At 46.9% G+C, this 17,332-nt stretch carries 16 protein-coding genes and 1 riboswitch; of the genes, 7 read left to right on the top strand and 9 right to left on the bottom strand.

The genetic code is table 11. The features are described 5' to 3' along the window. Positions 1-5: 5 nt before the first annotated feature. Positions 6-1,277 carry a CpaF family protein gene (locus I2H74_RS06050; RefSeq protein WP_324254014.1) on the bottom strand — a complete coding sequence of 424 codons (1,272 nt, stop codon included), beginning with the start codon at positions 1,275-1,277 and terminating at the stop codon, positions 6-8. Positions 1,278-1,961: 684 nt separating this feature from the next. Between I2H74_RS06050 and I2H74_RS06045 the strand changes: the two genes are divergently transcribed. Both I2H74_RS06045 and I2H74_RS06040 read left to right on the top strand, forming a co-directional pair. After that, positions 1,962-2,288, top strand: coding sequence for a helix-turn-helix domain-containing protein (locus I2H74_RS06045; protein WP_195572469.1), 327 nt, complete (start codon positions 1,962-1,964; stop codon positions 2,286-2,288). A gap of 166 nt (positions 2,289-2,454) precedes the next feature. Then, positions 2,455-2,534: riboswitch (ZMP/ZTP riboswitch) on the top strand. 52 nt (positions 2,535-2,586) lie between these two features. Next, complete coding sequence (locus tag I2H74_RS06040) at positions 2,587-3,201, top strand: DJ-1/PfpI family protein (protein ID WP_195572467.1); 615 nt, start codon at positions 2,587-2,589, stop codon at positions 3,199-3,201. Between the two features lie 167 nt (positions 3,202-3,368). Here I2H74_RS06040 and I2H74_RS06035 read toward each other — a convergent pair whose 3' ends face one another. After that, positions 3,369-4,565: a GTP-binding protein gene (locus I2H74_RS06035; RefSeq protein WP_195572465.1), complete on the bottom strand. Its 1,197-nt coding sequence runs from the start codon at positions 4,563-4,565 to the stop codon at positions 3,369-3,371. Between the two features lie 234 nt (positions 4,566-4,799). Between I2H74_RS06035 and I2H74_RS06030 the strand changes: the two genes are divergently transcribed. Next, a complete protein-coding gene (locus tag I2H74_RS06030) occupies positions 4,800-5,231 on the top strand; it encodes a VOC family protein (RefSeq protein ID WP_195572463.1) in 432 nt (143 codons plus the stop codon). 127 nt (positions 5,232-5,358) lie between these two features. Here the strand turns inward: I2H74_RS06030 and I2H74_RS06025 are convergent, their stop codons facing one another. Then, positions 5,359-5,733, bottom strand: a complete 375-nt coding sequence (locus tag I2H74_RS06025) for a nuclear transport factor 2 family protein (protein ID WP_195573385.1) — start codon at positions 5,731-5,733, stop codon at positions 5,359-5,361. 130 nt (positions 5,734-5,863) lie between these two features. On the opposite strand from I2H74_RS06025, the gene I2H74_RS06020 reads away from it, so the two are divergent. Continuing rightward, positions 5,864-6,274, top strand: a complete 411-nt coding sequence (locus tag I2H74_RS06020) for a GNAT family N-acetyltransferase (protein WP_195572461.1) — start codon at positions 5,864-5,866, stop codon at positions 6,272-6,274. A gap of 140 nt (positions 6,275-6,414) precedes the next feature. On the opposite strand, the gene I2H74_RS06015 is transcribed toward I2H74_RS06020, so the two are convergent. From I2H74_RS06015 to I2H74_RS06000, 4 genes are all read right to left on the bottom strand, one after another. Next, entirely contained in the window at positions 6,415-7,551 is a 1,137-nt protein-coding gene (locus I2H74_RS06015) for a 5-methyltetrahydropteroyltriglutamate--homocysteine S-methyltransferase (protein ID WP_195572459.1), read from the bottom strand. Positions 7,552-7,796: 245 nt separating this feature from the next. Continuing rightward, positions 7,797-8,630, bottom strand: coding sequence for a phosphoenolpyruvate hydrolase family protein (locus I2H74_RS06010; protein ID WP_195572457.1), 834 nt, complete (start codon positions 8,628-8,630; stop codon positions 7,797-7,799). Between the two features lie 121 nt (positions 8,631-8,751). Further along, positions 8,752-9,963 carry a Tm-1-like ATP-binding domain-containing protein gene (locus tag I2H74_RS06005; protein ID WP_195572455.1) on the bottom strand — a complete coding sequence of 404 codons (1,212 nt, stop codon included), beginning with the start codon at positions 9,961-9,963 and terminating at the stop codon, positions 8,752-8,754. A gap of 224 nt (positions 9,964-10,187) precedes the next feature. Further along, the gene (locus I2H74_RS06000; RefSeq protein ID WP_195572453.1) at positions 10,188-11,390 is read right to left on the bottom strand and encodes a phosphoenolpyruvate hydrolase family protein; all 1,203 of its coding nucleotides are present in this window, start codon (positions 11,388-11,390) and stop codon (positions 10,188-10,190) included. Between the two features lie 123 nt (positions 11,391-11,513). Here I2H74_RS06000 and I2H74_RS05995 point away from each other — a divergent pair, with 123 nt between their 5' ends. Further along, positions 11,514-12,008, top strand: coding sequence for a PH domain-containing protein (locus I2H74_RS05995; protein ID WP_195572451.1), 495 nt, complete (start codon positions 11,514-11,516; stop codon positions 12,006-12,008). Further along, the gene (locus tag I2H74_RS05990) at positions 12,005-13,591 is read left to right on the top strand and encodes a PH domain-containing protein (protein WP_195572449.1); all 1,587 of its coding nucleotides are present in this window, start codon (positions 12,005-12,007) and stop codon (positions 13,589-13,591) included. The genes I2H74_RS05995 and I2H74_RS05990 overlap by 4 nt, the downstream gene beginning before the upstream one ends. Positions 13,592-13,752: 161 nt before the next feature. Here I2H74_RS05990 and I2H74_RS05985 read toward each other — a convergent pair whose 3' ends face one another. After that, the gene (locus tag I2H74_RS05985) at positions 13,753-14,646 is read right to left on the bottom strand and encodes a GNAT family N-acetyltransferase (protein WP_195572447.1); all 894 of its coding nucleotides are present in this window, start codon (positions 14,644-14,646) and stop codon (positions 13,753-13,755) included. A gap of 171 nt (positions 14,647-14,817) precedes the next feature. Next, positions 14,818-15,804 carry a phosphotransferase gene (locus tag I2H74_RS05980; protein ID WP_195572445.1) on the bottom strand — a complete coding sequence of 329 codons (987 nt, stop codon included), beginning with the start codon at positions 15,802-15,804 and terminating at the stop codon, positions 14,818-14,820. Positions 15,805-16,004: 200 nt separating this feature from the next. Between I2H74_RS05980 and I2H74_RS05975 the strand changes: the two genes are divergently transcribed. After that, positions 16,005-17,318, top strand: a complete 1,314-nt coding sequence (locus I2H74_RS05975) for a glycosyltransferase family 4 protein (RefSeq protein WP_195572443.1) — start codon at positions 16,005-16,007, stop codon at positions 17,316-17,318. The last annotated feature ends 14 nt before the right edge of the window (positions 17,319-17,332 follow it).

The raw sequence follows: 17,332 nt of genomic DNA, 5'->3' as shown, positions 1-17,332 counted from the left end.
CTTGCTTACATCTCGTACCTTGCGGGCGCCGTATGCTGGAATTCGCTTTCGAGCTCCTCTTCGCGATATCCAGCCAAACAAAGCTTTGCTGTATGGACAAATGGTTCTGTCGTTCTCTGGAGAATCCCATCCGCAGGAGCATTGCCTGTTTCTTGTTCGACCCATTGATACAGCGGATTCAGTTGAATTTGACCGTTGCGAACGCCAAGCACTTCCGAGATCTCCATGATTCTTCGAGCATCCTGATGCTGGGTCAGATGAATGATGATATCGATAGCAGAACTGATTTGTTTTCGAACGACTTCAACAGGCAAATAAGTGCCGCTAAGCACCATGCTCTCCAAGCGGGAAAGCATATCCTCCGAGGAAGTGGCATTCCCCGTTGAAAGGGAGCCGTCAAATCCAACATTCATGGCCTGCAATAATTCGGCCGCTTCTGCCCCGCGAATATCGCCGACGACGATCCGATTCGGCCTCATGCGAAGCGATCGATGAATCAATTCTCTGATGGAATCTCGTTTCTTGCCTTTAGAATCCATCTGCCATGCTTCCATCTGCACCAGATTCGAAATATGGCCGATTTGAAGCTCTGCAACATCCTCAATGGTAATGATTCTTTCATCATTTGGGATGCAATTCGCTAATGCATTTAACAGTGTTGTCTTTCCTGACCTTGTTCCACCACAAATGAAGATATTATACTTCGACTGAACGAGTATTTTCAGCATGTGTGCAGCTTCCGAGGTTAATGTTCCCTTTTCCACCAGCATTTCGAGGATGACTGGTTGATGAGTGACTTTACGGATCGTCATTGTTGGGCCATTAAGCGCAACCGGCGGCATAACAATATTCACATGAGACCCATTCTCAAGACGAATATCAACGATTGGAGGTGCTTCATTAAGATCAGGATATATCTGCTTCACCATTTTGTGAACAAACTGCACGAGCTTCTCCGGGCTCTCAAACCGATGCTCGTAAGGATGCACATGACCATCGCGCTCGATAAAGATTTCATCATAATGATTAATCATAATTTCAGTTATGGAATCGTCCTCCATTAACGGCTGGAGGATATCAAGCCCACGATAATTCTCATAGATCTGTTGAGCATAGCTTTGCATCTGTGTCGGTGTGAGATATGCTTCTCGCGAATATTGTGCAACAACCGCTTCTATCCGGTCCCTAAGCTGCTCATCGGATAGCTGCTGCTTGACCATTTGCAGTTCATGTCTCACACGATTAAGCAAGTGCTTCAACATTTGTTCCTCTGTCACGATATCACCTCGTCCAATGACCTTATTCATGATGTGTTGGTGCATGGTTGACGGTCTTGTGCGATTGTAACGTAACGACACTTGTCCATTGCTCGTTCGTGTCCGAATGATCCTGGCGTTCACGTTTTATACAAGACAATAGGATCAGCTTACTTCATCAAGACGGGTTCAACATGCTTAAAACCAGTACTGCGTATTTGTGTGTATATGAACGTATATGAGCTGGGGATCTGCGACGTACACATGCCGGCCGACGCTTTCTTTATATTTAGGAAGGATATTCACGAAGGTCAAATGCTCTACATGCTATGGATCTTGCGCATGAATTAACAAGAGAGTGATCCAAATTGTCACACTCTAAGGAGTAATTCGCACCATCCAACCTATTGAATCGAAGCAACACTTAAAAAAACGGTACCTGCCAATACCTCTAGTCAAGAAGTAGCAGAGCCCGACAAAAAGATAGATCATTCGTCGTGCAACTTACATATTATCTTAATAGAGATATTTTGTAAATATTCAATCTTTTAAAAGATAATAAAGCATTTAGTCACATCACTTCTTGACTTTCGGGGTATAAATAATTAAATCCCAAATATTACACAAATAAATTTTTTTTAATCTTATACCTACAGAGGATTGTATTGGGATTTAGGCAATAAGACGGATTTGGAGGCAGACAGAATGCAGATTGGAGATCGCCTACGGAAATTTCGGCGAGAAAAAAAACTAACTACGACCCAGCTGTCCAAGCAGTCTGGAGTAACACAATCGACGATCAGTGAGATTGAAAACAATAACCGTTCTCCGCAGCTTGATACGCTTGAGAAGATTTGCCAAGCTTTAGAGATATCCATGACTGAATTACTATATGAAGCGCAAAATAATTCTTTCCCACTGACGGACGAGGAGAGACTTATCCTGAAAGTGTTCTATCAGCTGAACATAGAAGAACGTGAAGCCTTAAAGACGCTTGTTACCTCTCTATTGTATCGTTCGAAGCCCAAGTAACCGCCTCCGCTTAGACATTCTACAGGCAAGGAGCCTTCCTTGCCTTATCTCTAATCCCTGCCCTATCCCCATTAGATCCTAACTCCCCTATTCTATTGCAACTATATCGATTCAATCTTTACTTGTAAGGACAGCCATGATGAGGTATATCTAAAATATGGAAACTCATTATGTGTGTGACTGGCGTGAACGTGGATAACCACGAGGAAGCACATGCTACATCTGCCGTACGTCTGGGCAAAGTATTTGGTCTTACGATCAAGTGCTTTTTAATTTTCTAATAGAGGAGCGGATCTGTATGAATGAGGTTCATGCAGCTAGAAAAGTAGCCATTTTAATCTATGACCAGGTTGAAATTCTTGACTTCACAGGCCCTTACGAAGCCTTTATCGTAGGGAGCAATAGGGGCAGAGACTTTCACGTTTATACCGTTGCAGAGAGGGAGGAGCCTGTACATTCATTAGGGGGACTTAACGTTCTTCCCGATTATTCCATTCATACCTGTCCCCCGCCTCATATTCTGATCGTTCCAGGCGGATGGGGTGTCCGCAGCCTGCTACAGCATGAGGCTCTTATCCCATGGATTCAACAAGCCGCAGCCCAGGCAGAGTATGTTCTATCCATCTGCTCAGGTGCTCTGCTCCTCGCTGCAGCACAGCTGTTAGACAATTGCTTGGTCACAACGCACCACCATGTCATCCCTGATTTAATGGGAATGGTCCCTGAATCCTGTATGCTGGTCGAAAACGTACGATTCGTCGATAATGGTCATTTGCTCATGTCTGCAGGCGTATCTGCAGGAATCGATCTTTCCTTATACGTAATCAGCAAGCTTCATGGTGACGACAGAAGGAAAGAAGCCGCCAGCCTCATGGAGTATCCATACTGCTCCGCCCATATCCCTTCATCATAATTGACTATGGAGAATACTGCCGCGTTTAACTTCTGCCATTATCGGCATTTTCTTTACAAGCAAGGATGTAGATTTTTAGACGAAGAACGCTCATCAGTCATGTTCTAAAAAAAGCTGCAACGCAAAAAAGCATCGCTCCGCTTGCTATCAAGCTGCGATGCTTCTTCTCATACCTCTTCGGGTATGTTTGGAAACTCATCTAGAAATGTACGCCAATCCTGCAGCAGCTCATCTGCTGTTAAGAGACAAGTGTCGAGCGAGGAGATCAGCTCCTCCCGCTTCATATCAATCCCGATAAACACGATCTTGTTTATGCGGTCTCCATAATCGGGATGCCAATGCCTGCTCACCTCCGGCTCGTCCCTTAGCACCGCTTTCCGCTCCTCTTCAGGCAAGGCAGTGATCCAATAGCCGGATGGGCCGAACTGAACCGACGGGCCTGCTTGGCTCATGCTCTGGGCATACTCGGGGCGAGTCGCAAGCCATACCGTTCCCTTGGCACGTACAATCTCAACTGGCCAATTCTCCATCCATTGCATAAGGCGTTCCGGATGGAATGGATGTGCTCGTTCATAGACAAAGGAGGAAATCCCGTATTCTTCCGTCTCCGGTGGATGCTCAGGCATCTCCAGCTCTCTGATCCACCCTGCGGAAGTGCTGGCTTCTTCGAAATTGAATCTGCCTGTATGAAGGATATCGGCTGGATCTATCTGGCCATGACGGGTACGAATAAAGCGCGCTCTTGGCTGCAGCTTGCGAAGCAATCCTTCCAGCTCCTGAAGCTCCTCTTCACCGACCATATCACATTTGTTCAGCACAAGCACATCGCAGAATTCAATTTGATCAATAAGCAGATCGACAACATCACGAGTATCTTCTTCACTAACAGCAAGGCTTCGCTCTAGCAGCGATTCACCGCTCGTATAGTCATGCCAGAACCGATATGCGTCGACTACCGTCACCATACAATCCAATCGGCAATATTGAGTGAGGTCAATCCCCTGCTCTTCATCGATATACGTAAAGGTCTGCGCTACTGGAACCGGCTCTCCAACCCCTGTGGATTCAATCAATATATAGTCAAAACGGTCCTCCTTCGCAAGGCGCTCGACTTCACGCAGGAGGTCATCTCTAAGAGTGCAGCAGATGCAGCCGTTCGACATTTCGACCAATGTCTCCTCCGTACGTGAAAGCCCTCCTCCGTCCTTAATCATGGATGCATCGATATTCACTTCGCTCAGATCGTTCACAATCACGGCTACGCGCAGCCCTTTTCGATTATGAAGAACGTGGTTCAAGATTGTAGTCTTTCCAGATCCCAAATATCCGCTCAGCACCGTTACGGGAATTACTTTTGATGACATTTCACCACTCCTTAATCGTAATTATTACGATTTAATAATAGATGACGGATGAAATACTGTCAAACTTTAATCTCATTCGCTTCATGAAAAGGTTTGAATGAATGCGAGTAAGCACATACTTGAATAGGGGCTGACGATCGCTTATGATGAAAAAGCGACCATGCTTGTCCAGCATGGCTCGATTGGCATGCACGCGGTACTACCCATTTTCCTTATACGGAAGGAGAACAAGAAATGGCTGTTAATGTGTATTTGAATTTTAATGGAAACTGTCGGGAGGCTGTCGAATTCTATGCTGATGTATTCGGCACGGAGCAGCCGCAAATCATGTCCTTTGGCGATGGTCCGCCAAACCCGGAATATCCGCTTCCAGAGGAAGCAAAACATCTAGTGATGCATGCACGCCTAACCATTAGCGGCAGCAATGTTATGTTCTCCGACACCTTCCCAGGCATGCCTTTTGTTGTAGGCAACAATGTCAGTCTGGCCATTGTGACCAATGATCTTAAGAATCTGGAGAATTGGTTCCACAAGCTGAAAGTTGACGGCAAAGTGAGCATGGAGCTGCAGGAAACTTTCTGGAGCAAACGCTATGGCCAAATCACCGATAAGTTTGGGATCGAGTGGCAATTTAACTATGAAGAGAATGATGGCAGTCCAGCATAAGGGTTAGAAAAACAACAAAGGATATCTCGCACTTTTTTTCCTGAGGAAGAGAATGCGGATATCCTTTTATTTTTGATGTCCTTTTTTCATGCCCTCATGATACAACAGTTCAGTACGTTACGCTTGATTAGAGAGCGCTTAGATGCTCATGAATCAGCCTCCAGTCCTCCTCCTGACGAACAAATACATTCGTTGCTCGGCCTGTGCCTGATACTTTTGCTCCATTCACTATCCCCTCATAACGGTAGGTGTAAATGCAAGTGGCAGCTCGCTCATCCAGCGCCATCCACTGAACATCGTGAGCGGAGTATACTTCTTCGCGAACAACGTCCCAAGCATGCTCAAAATAAGCCCGAATCTCTTCAAGCGACTTGCAGGTCCGGTCGGAGAACCAATATACCGCATCCTTGTGCAGTAATTTCTCAACCTCTGAAAAATCATGTGTATTCGTTGCTTTGATATAACACTTAAGCGCTGCTTCAACCTCATGACGATGAGTCACTTCCACCTGTTATGTCCCCTCTTTCAACGATTCATGTTCTTCAATCATGAAACCACGGGCCGGATAGATCTACCAATTGCCTGATTTCTATTCTATAATAGAGAGCATTGTCAGGAAAAGGAGGCGCTTTATGCGATACACAACATCACTGGAAGGAATCATACCTGACATGCTGGAAGGCTTCTTTGTCGATTGGCCGAATCCTCCTTCCCCCGCGACTCATCTACAGTTATTGCAGCAGAGCTACAAAGTCGTTTTAGCCGTAGATGATAGTACCAATCAAGTCGCCGGATTCATCACGGCCGTTAGCGACGGTGTACTGTCTGCTTATTTGCCGCTGCTGGAAGTTCTTCCAGCCTATCAACATCAGGGGATCGGCGGAGAGCTCGTTCGCACTATGCTCAAGGAACTGGAAGATCTATATATGATCGACTTGATGTGTGATCAACCCCTGCAGGCCTATTATAAGAAGCTCGGCATGTTCCCTGCTTCGGGCATGATTGTCCGCAATTATAACGCACAGTCTGGCAAATCAACTTGATAGAAGACTTGAACGACTACCTATTCAATAAGCGAAGCATAACGCGCTGTAGTTGTTCTCTTCATCAAAAAAAGCCGCTTCTTATAAAAGAGAACGATTCCCCGTTGCCTCTATAAGAAACGCGGCTTATTCCTTAACCTTTATCCCCAAATCTCATGGGCAAGCTCGACAACAAGCCCGAGCTTATTCCATTGATCCTGCTCAGCTATCGTATTTCCCTCTTCTGTAGAGGCAAATCCACACTGCGGGCTAATGCACAGCTGGTCCATGTTTACGACCTCAGCAGCTTCTTGCACCCGCTTCTTAATCGCATCCTTGTCTTCCATCACGCCAGTCTTCGTTGTGATCAAGCCAAGCACGACATGCTGATCCTTAATATGGCGAAGCGGCTTGAAATCTCCTGCACGGTCGCTGTCAAATTCCAAGAAGAAGCCGTCGACATTGACGCGAGAGAACAGCTGCTCTGCAATCGGCTCATAACCGCCTTGGTACAGCCAAGATGACTTGAAGTTTCCTCTGCAGATGTGGATAGTAATCGCCATATCACTAGGCTTATGCTTCAGCGCCTCTACCGTGATATCTGCAAATGTCTTCGTCATCTCATCCGGGTCAAAGCCATTCTGACGAAGCTTGTCACGGAAATCATCGCTGAACAATGCGCCCCAGCTTGTATCATCAAGCTGAAGATAGCGGCACCCAGCATCATAGAACGCTTGAATCGCATCCTGATACACCTTCACGATGTCATTGGCCACATCCTTAAGCGAAGGATAGGCTGGGCTATCCAAATAGGCCTGACTCGCGATTACGCCGGAGTGGAAGATCATATTAGGACCTGGAATCGTCAATTTCGCTGTATGCTCGCCTGCAACATGCTTCAAATATTTGAAGTCTTCAAGGAACGGATGATCCTTCGGGAAGGCAAGCTTGGACGCCACGGTGTATCCTTTAGCCTTTTTCATCGCACCGTTAAAAAGGCCTTTCACCTCAAATTCGTATACACGAATGCCCTCTATCGCTTCGATAAAATCAAGATGCCACCACGTCCGTCTGAACTCGCCATCCGTAACGGCTTGAAGCCCAATCTCCTTCTGCTTCTCCACAAGGATTGCGATCTCGCGATCCTCAATCTTGCGAAGCTCCTCTTTCGTTAATTCTCCCTGCTGGTGCTTTGCTCTTGCTTCCTTCAAGGCTTGCGGGCGAAGAAAGCTCCCTACCTGATCCGCACGAAACGGCGGTGTCGTTCTGTTTGTGCTTACTGCTGGCTGCTGACTCATGCGAACGCTCCTCTTTTCCCTCTAAGCTTAACTGAAACCATAATGTAAATGTTTCCTGCTACATATTATTACATTTACATATGACAGTGGCAAGACAGAACATATTCAATCATCCAAGCTTCATGCAGGGTACATGAAAAGAAGCCCAAGCAGCTTCATTCTGCTGTGGGCTTCTTTGCGATCCATTACCGTAGACCATGGTTTAAATGTTTCCCTTGAATGGAGCACAACACGAGCAAATCCATTTACTTGCCAAGCTTTACACGCTTGAAGGCTTCCGCTTGCTGCTTAATTCCCACTTCAGCCGCAAAGCGTTCGATGCTTGAAGCACCGAAGAAGCCGTCTACGCCTTTCGTATGCTCGAAGATATATTGTGCATCTTCTGGCTCAGCGATCGGTCCGCCGTGACAGATGACCATAATGTCTGGATTAACCGACTTACCTGCATCGACAATCTTCTGAATGCGTTCCGCACAATCATCCAACGTAAGGGCTGTCTTAGCACCGATCGTTCCCTTCGTTGTAAGACCCATATGTGCAACAAGAATATCTGCTCCTGCCTTCGCCATCTTGATCGCTTGCTCTTCATCGAATACATAAGGTGTAGTCAGAAGATCAAGCTCATGAGCCTTGCGTATCATTTCGACTTCTAGATCATAACCCATTCCAGTCTCCTCAAGGTTGGCACGGAACACGCCGTCTATCAAGCCGACTGTAGGGAAATTCTGAACGCCTGCGAAGCCCTGCTCCTTCAGCTGCTTCAGGAATACATCCATAATGCGGAATGGGTCTGTACCGCACACACCTGCGAGCACTGGCGTATGTTTCACAACAGGCAGCACCTCTGCGCCCATGTCAACCACGATTTGGTTCGCATCGCCATAAGGCAGAAGACCTGCCAGCGAGCCGCGTCCTGCCATCCGGTAGCGTCCGGAGTTGTAGATGATGATCAAGTCTACGCCGCCGGCTTCTCCGCTCTTCGCAGAGATCCCTGTGCCTGCGCCAGCGCCAAGAATGCTATTGCCTTGAGCGACTTGCTCTTTCAACGTTTTGATGATTTCTTCCCGATTGTGCATCATGATGATGTCCTCCTTTGAACTTAGCTCTATGTTGTACATTCATTCTGTATGGATTGAATATCTATCTTTGAAGCCTGAACCGTGCTTGAATCGGTCGATTCAAGAACAGCTCGTTTGTTTCTTATGCCTGCATCAGCTCAACCAGCTTCTTTGCGGCTTGAAGCGCAAAGGTCTGATCGTTGATATGAGCGTCCACTTCAATCAATTCTACCCTGGATGTATCCAGGTGCTGTCTTAAGGTGTCAAACAGCATCTGATCCTCTTCTGTACCGTAGAAAGGCTGATCCTTCGCATCCAGCGCGGATACACCCTTAAGCGGCAGCAGGAGTGCTGTCTTCGAGTTGGTTGGATTCAGCTTCTCTGCAATGATTTTGCCAAGCTGCTCATTTTCCTCTACGGTCGTACGCATGAGGGTGATTGTCGGATTATGCTTGTACAGATTCCGAGCTTGGAACTTCTCCGGTACCGTATCGTAGGGGCCGAAGTTAACCATATCCAGCGCACCGACAGAGACAACCTGCGGAACACCTGCACGACCTGCTGCTTCTAGTCGATGAGGGCCTGCATTCAATACACCGCCAACCAGCTCATCACACCACTCCGTTGTCGTTAAGTCGAGCACGCCATCAAAGTAATGGGATTCGATCAGCTTCTCCATCGTTTTCCCGCCAGCTCCTGTAGCGTGGAATACGATCACCTCGTAGCCCTGTGACTCCAAATACTCGCGTGCCTGATCCACACAAGGGGTCGTCACGCCGAACATCGTCGCTGCGATAAGAGGCTTCTTCTCCACTTCTTGGTCCGAAATCTCATGCTTCACCATACCTGCCATTGCCAAGGCAGCATTTGTGAAAATTTTGATGGAGATGGTATTGAGTCCCGCCACATCGACAATGGACGGATACATCATAATATCGCTGGTGCCAACGTACTGAGATACATTGCCGGAAGCAACCGTTGATACCATCATTTTCGGCACCCCAATTGGAAGCGCTCTCATTCCGGGCGTCACAATAGACGTTCCGCCGCTGCCGCCAAAGGATAAGATGCCGTCGAATCGGCCTTCTTTATATAACTTCGGAATCAATACCTCAAGCCCTCGCGCCAGCACCTCTGTCGCTCTAGCACGATCCTTCTGCCTTGCGATATCGTCCATATCCTCTTTTACAGCCTTAGCAATATCACGATTTGAAACGTCCGGTGTAAACATGGGCTCGAATACTCCGCTGTGTATCATAAGGGTGTTCACGCCTAAGCCCTGCAAGATGCTTTGAACAAACTGAAATTCTTTCCCCTTCGTATCAAACGTGCCCACAACTGCTACCGTTTTCATCGGGTGTTCCTCCTTTTCCATATTCCATGTCAATGGAGTCGTTGTTCTTGTTATTCGTCTTGCTTATGACTTAAGTATACGCTTTCTTCTCACAAAACGATTGTATTCATGTATGCTAAAGTTGTGTTTATGTATGATACAAGCACCAAACCAACAACAGCACAGCCCGCGTCTACCTGAGCCTTGTTGGAAGACCCTTCATCAACAGGTCTATTGATACCCCTTCATTTCTTTGCCTCAATGTCACGCTGATATTCTCGCGGCGACATGCCAAACTGCCTCTTGAACATTTTGCTAAAATGCACGTAGTCGTTATAGCCGACCATGCTCGCGACATCAACCAGCTTGACGTGTCCAAGCTGAATGCATTCCTTGGCCTTATTCAAGCGAGTTTCAGTCAGATACGTGGTGAACGGGTACCCCACCTCTTTTTTAAACAACGCGCTCAAATAGGTTCTAGAGACATGGGCCAGCCTTGCAATTTCACTGAATGAAAGCTCTTCATGATAATGCTCTGCCACGTACTCCTTTACAAAGGAGACATAATCATAGTGCTGCCTTAATTCCTCGATCTGGTGGTTCAGATCGCTGTCCTGCTTTTTATCCCCTGCACGCTTAAAGTCAAAAGCGGTCTTCGCAATCGTATTCTCAAGCGGAATACGCTCGAACGAGGAGCCACCGATATAGCCGTGTGCTCCTGTGAGATTATACATCGACTTCACATCGATGGGCGTACTGATTGGCCCGCCATAAACCATATAAAAAGGCTTCCGCTCCGTTGTTTCCTCCTCGCATGCTGCAAATACCTCTCTTGCAAGCAGTGCGCCTTCCTTTATAGAAAGCACTTTTTTTGCGCCTAATGCGCCGCCCTTCGTAAAGCCCAAATGCGCGCAAATAACGTCAGCTCCTGCATGCAGCATCTTCTTCGCCTGTTCCGCACTAAACACAAAGGCAACCGTAAACATTTGCTTGTTGCTCGCAAGCCGTATTGCTTCCACTTCCGCATCAAATGATAATCCCGCCTCCTCCAATGCCTCTCGGTACTGGCCATCCATCATGCCGACGGTAGGGTAATTGTTAATGCCAGAGAAGCCTTGCATACGAATCTGCTCCACATACTGCTCCATATCAATCGTTACATCCGTTGCGCATAATCCGAACACAACAGGGATATGGCGTACAATCGGGATGATCTCCTTGGCGCCGAATTCCATGACAAGCTCGTTGCTGTTGGCAAAGGGCATGAAGCCTGCCAAGGAGCTCACTCCCATCTGACGATACCGGCCAGAGCTCAGCGCAAGGATAAAGTCTGCTCCGCCTTTCTCCGCATACTTTGCCGTCATGCCGGAGCCTGCCGCTACTCCGATCAGGTGCCCCTGCTCCTTGAGCCTTTTTTCAAGATGTTGGTTCATCGCTCGCTTGTCCATCCCCTTGCCTCTCCCTTCCTATCTATTCAGCTGTGAAACGTTGGAGTTATAATTAACGTAACATATATAGGGTGAAATAACGTAATTCTACCATAGGTGGCAAACAACTTAGGAGTGATTTGAATGACAACTCGCATTGCACCACCCGCACACCGATTATCCAAGGATGCCGTAAAGGTGTGGATCATTAGTGATACCATTCTTAATATTATCGGGTTTATCATACTTGGCATCCTCTTTTACCTCGACCATCGCTATGATTGGTATCCTTGGGTTCAATGGGTCCTTATAGGTATTACCATCCTCTCGATTCCTTTAACCATATGGTCATGGATAAAGCCGTTCCTGCTGTATAAAAATTGGCGCTACGGAGTCGATGAGGAGTACTTGCAGCTAAAATCCGGCGCATGGAAGGAAATCCATCAGCTTGTACCAATGACCAAGGTGCAGTCCGTATCTACCGTGCAAGGACCTCTGCTCCGCAAATACGGGCTTTGCTCGATCTCCGTTGAGACGATGGGCTCCTCTCATTCCATTCCTGCGCTTCCGAAGGAAGTGGCCGTAGCGCTTCGCAATCAGATTGCGCAATACGCCAAGGTGGATGAGGTGGAGCAATGATGAAGGACAAGCGCTATCATCCGTACGTGATGCTGTTTGAGCTTGGGAGTCTCATTAAAAACTCCTTCTTTATCGTCCTTTATTTATTTGTATTTCAGTGGAAGTCCACCTCGAACTTTGTGCATTACGGAAGACTCGCATTCTATCTGTTTCTTGTGATCAGCCTGATTGCAATCGTCTGGAGATGGTTCTCGCGCAGATACGAGCTTGATGATCATGCTTTTCATCTCTATAAAGGATTGATGCATCAAAAGAAACAGTCGATTCCGTATTCAAAAGTCCAGAACCACAGCCGTCACACGTCCTTGTTTCATAAGTTGCTCCATGTCACTTCCCTTCGATTCGAAACAGGAATAAGCGGCGAAGAGGCGGCCATCGTGTTCAAGGTGGTCACGATAGAAGAGGCGGATAGGATCGTTCATCTGGTGACAGGGCAAGCTATACAGGGCGAAACGGATATTCTTATCGAGAATGAAGCGGATGAAAGCAGAGATGTATCAGGAACTGAGACTTCTGGGCTGGATTCAAGCTGCACAGAGAGGATCAAGGAAGAGCATCAGCCTCGCATCGCGAGCCCGAAACGGAACACTGCCGGTCGTACGATTCATTTTAGACCTACACGAAAAGATATTATAAAGGCCTCCTTTACATCTCTTAGCTTTCTGGTGCTCCTTCCACTGCTTGTATCTTTTTACTTTAAGCTGGATGAGATGTTCCATGTTGAGGAGGAAGCAGAGGGCGTTTTCATCTACCTCTTAGAGTCTTGGTGGATGCTTGTGATTCTAATTGCGGCTCTAGTTCTTCTATCATTGGCTTTTGGTCTCATCCGGACCTTCTTGATCTATGGAAAGTATGAGATATCGTCGGATGCTTCGCACATCTTTATTGTGAGAGGCCTGATTCAGGAATCCTCCTTTTCTATTGCTAAAGACAAGGTGCAGGCAGTCGAGATTGAGCAGTCATTCATGAAGCGCATATTGGGTCTTGCCGAGGTGAGGCTAACGAGCGCTGGCGACCTGTCCTTTGAGGATGAGAAGCTCAAGAGCAGCTCGCTCTACCCTTATCTTCCGGTCAAGCAGGCCTATGCCATGATTAAGGAGATACTCCCAGCCTATGAAGTAAATGAGCATATGTATAAGCTGCCCAATGCTTCGATCTGGGTACGGCTTGCTAGGCCAAGCTGGATATGGATGATCGCTACTGGCTCGCTTATTGCCTTCAAGCCTTCATGGTTCGGCTATAACGGCTGGTGGTGGGTGCTGTCATGTGCGCTGCTGCTCTACGTTCTTGTGTCTAGAATCATGGACTTCAAGAATACGCGCTATGTGCTGAGCCAACATTTTGTTCAATTTAAAACAGGAAGCTGGTCTACCAAGCTTTTTATCTCGAAGCGCAATAAAATTATTGAGATTAAAGTCTCGAGCAACCCGCTTCAGCGCAGGCTTGGGCTTGCATCACTCGGAACCATCAATCGCGGAAAGCCTGTATACCATGCCAAGATAGAAGATGTTCCTAATGAACTGTCCGTGATGTTCCTGGATTGGTATAAAGGGAGAACGGCTGAGATTGAGATTAAGACTTAAACCCATACCGTAAATGAAAAAAGAAGAAATAAAAGAATCGGAAGAGCGGATCTTGATCCCTCTTCCGATTCTGCTATAACGAATACATATAGCTCCGAAAAGCCACTCCATTATTGTCCTTCCCCTGACCTGTCTCCATAAATCCTACTCGCTCTCAAACTCTACGCATGCGCTAATAAAGGCACACGGAACATTGCCTTTTTATCCAGGTCAAAGTTAGCTTTAATAAAGAGCCTATCATCATCATTATCCCACGGCTCGCATTGAGCGATCTCCATACACGGATCGGGCGTGAAATGAAAATGAATACTCTCCGTCTCCTTATTTGCAATGCGCTTAAGCAAGCATTGCATATTTATATCACCTTGACTTACGACATCATATAGATGCAGCGTATGACCCTCCTGTTGATAGACAACAATGGCGTCATCCTCTTGTGAATAATAGATGGAGTCAGGAAATGCATGTAATGCATAGAACATAAAGAGCCCTTGGTTATTGCTGACCCCGAATTGCTCGGAAATCGGTTTACGGGATAGCACCATTCGTTTGATAAATTGCAAGTCTTCTTCACTGGAACAATCAAGCTTGCGCAGGATAGAGTCTCTATTTGGAATGGGATCCCTTTTAAGTTCGAATTGCCATTCATGAACGGGTTCAAATCCAAATTTGGGATAAAAGTCAAGTGCAGAACGATTAGCAAATAAGAAGAAGAGATCACACTCTTGCTCGTAAAGATGAAGAACATGCTCCATTAATGCCCTAGAAAGGCCCATCCCCCTATAATCAGGATGAGTAGCGACCGTTCCTATTTGAATCGCTTTCTTGTTTTCTCTATGAATCCTGACATCCATTTTGCTGATGGAAACATTAGCAACGATTTCGTGATCTTTTAGAAATGAATAGCATATGTAGCGGTCATCCCAACATCCTTTTTGATACCAATCTTCAAAATTTATATCAAACACGAGACTCGTTAATTGATTAAAACGATCTCTGTAAACTTTATCATCCTTGTAATCTTGAACAAGAACGAGATTTTGTTTTGAATGCAATGTTATCCCTCCTTATGATCCTATGATACATGGATTTTCATTCAACGTAAGCCTACTAGGTAAGGTTAAAAACAGATATAACTAAACTGTCCTGCCCCGCAGCTCAACAAACAACATCTAGATCGATCAACACTCCGATCAAATAAAAAAGCCGTTAGCCTAATAACTAGTCTAACGGCTCTTCTCATCGTGGTTAGGCTTAACGGCGCTAATACGCTTCCCGCCTTCTTCTTGAAGCCATGCAAGCAGCGGAAGCTGCCTTTGGACCTGCTTCTCCCATTTTTCTAGTGGATCAGCACTCGTCACAGCATGCAGCAGGAAGAACAACGATATTCGCGCGACAGCAGCCGGCAGCAGCTCTCGTTCTTCAGACGTAAGCATGCCGTAGCCTTCTAAGAAAGCAACGTCGAATGTGTCCTGATAGCGCGGCAGCAAGATATAGATGCACCATAAAGCATAGGCAACATCATGTATGCGAATTCCCTCTTCCATGTAATCAAAGTCGAGTACCGCACTAATGCGATGCTTGGTATACAGTTGGTTCCAAAAATGCCAGTCTCCGTGAATCAAAGTGCTTGGGAGCCTTCCCATACTGTTCCAAGACTGTTCGATCCGCTCAGCATAACATGCCACTTGATCAAGTTCACTCGCAGGAATCCCATCTAATCGTTGAAGCTGCTTTAGCGCTTCTGTGTAATAGTCCTGTGTGGGATAGAAGGAATGCGCAGGCTTAAGGTTCAACTTGCGTCCAAGCAGCGTACGATGTAGTCTCTTGAGCATTTGGCCGCTCGCGTGTACCTGCTCGCTGTGGCAATGGAATCTTTGACCAGACAGATTCGGTGCAACCTGTACCACGCGCTCATCAATAATGGAGAAGCAGGTGTTCTCTTGCGTAAGAAAGGGCAGAGGTACAGGAAGCCCTTCCTCGTTTAGATGCATGATAACTGACTGAAGCTCTTCAAGCCGTGGGATGCTTGTTGATGGATTAAGCAGGCGAATAACGTACATTCCTCGGTCCGTGCTGAAGCGAAAGGTTTCATTAAAGGAACCGCTAAGCCGATCCAATTGCCCTGACCAGCTGCCAAGATCAAAGCGGCTGCATGCAGTATGCATGATCTGTTCATATCCATGCTCTTGGGCTTGCTCATCGTGTAACATGGAGATCGCTCCTTCTTAACGCTCGAGAGATCCTCGCATGATCCCGCTTCTATACTATATTCAGCTGTAAAAGAAAGTTCATCTGCCTGAGAACAGATTTACAACTTTTTGAGCTCCTTCCGCTAATATACATGCCATTCCACTCGCAATGACATAAGTATAGCAGTATACGTGTACGCCTGTGGAAAGGATGTGAAAGAATGAGCAACAGTAAACGATCTTCAGCCCAGAATGCCAAGACTTCCAGCTCGAAGCAATCTTCCCATCCCCCTTCACATTCCAAGCAAGATGCCCGCAGAAAGCGAGATTCCACTCAAAGATCCTCAAGATCCTCTTTTTCCCCACTAGAAAAAATATCCGCTCCGCCGTTGCATATTTTGATGGTTCTCGATCAGTTCAACATCGGAGGAACGGAAACCTACACCCTCTCCCTTACTCGGGAACTGCTTCGCCAGGGAGTGAAGGTTACGGTAGCCGGCAAGCAAGGCAAACTTCTTCAATCCTTCAATGGACTTGGGTGCCCTGTGTATGAGCTTGACTTCGTGACGGACTATCATGAGCCTAATACCGAGCGTGAGCAGGAGCTCCTTCAGATGCTTGCCTCCATCGTGGAGCTCAATACCATTCATATTATTCACGCCCACCAATTCCCTTCCGGAAAAATCGCAAAGGCTGTAGCGGAAGCTGCCCACATTCCTTTTGTATTTACTGTCCACGGCACGTATTACGATCATACCTTCCTAGAAGAGATGAAGGATGCCATCGTCATCAGCGTTAGTCCTGCGGTAGAACGAATGCTTCGCACCAATGGAATCAGCTCACACTTAATTCCTAACGGCATTGATGTCGATGAATACCAACCGAGGAGCCGCGTCTACCGCGAACATCTAAGAAAGAAACTTGGATTGCCTCAGGATGCCTTGATCGCGATGTATGCGAGCCGATTATCCTGGGAGAAGGCGGACATTTGCAAGCAGGTTATTCATGCAGCCTCAGCCTTAAGAAATTTTGGTTTTCAGCGACTTTATATGCTTATCGTTGGAGACGGCAAAGACGAAAAACTGCTCTCCGATCTAGCAAAGCAAGAGCACCTGCTCTACCCGCAGCAGATTCTTACCTTTACAGGAGAAACCGTAAACATTCATTCGTACTTTCAGGTTGCAGATTGTGTAATAGGCACAGGACGAGTCGGCTTAGAGGCAATGGCCAGCATGCTGCCGTTTATCGCGTTCGGAACCAAAGGGTACATTGGGGCCGTTCATTCTTCAAATGCCTCCGCTGCCTGGGACAGCTGGTTCGGCGATCATGGCTCTACCCCAGAGTCCTTTACCATCGTGAAGCTGATGTCCGAGATTGAGCGTGTGCTCAACTTGAACGAGCAGGATCGGCGAATGCTTACCCACTGGGGCAGAGATCATGTGAATGAACGATATCGCATCTCCACCGTGACAAGGAGGCTGCTAGATACCTATCAACAAGCTGTGATGAATCTTGATGCAGCGAAGAATGCCTAGAATGGAGGGAGCCT

It is taken from the genome of Paenibacillus sp. 1001270B_150601_E10 (assembly GCF_015558675.1).
Classification (GTDB): domain Bacteria; phylum Bacillota; class Bacilli; order Paenibacillales; family Paenibacillaceae; genus Paenibacillus_B.
Note: the sequence above shows the minus strand (reverse complement) of the source record. Positions and strands in the feature narration are given on the sequence as shown.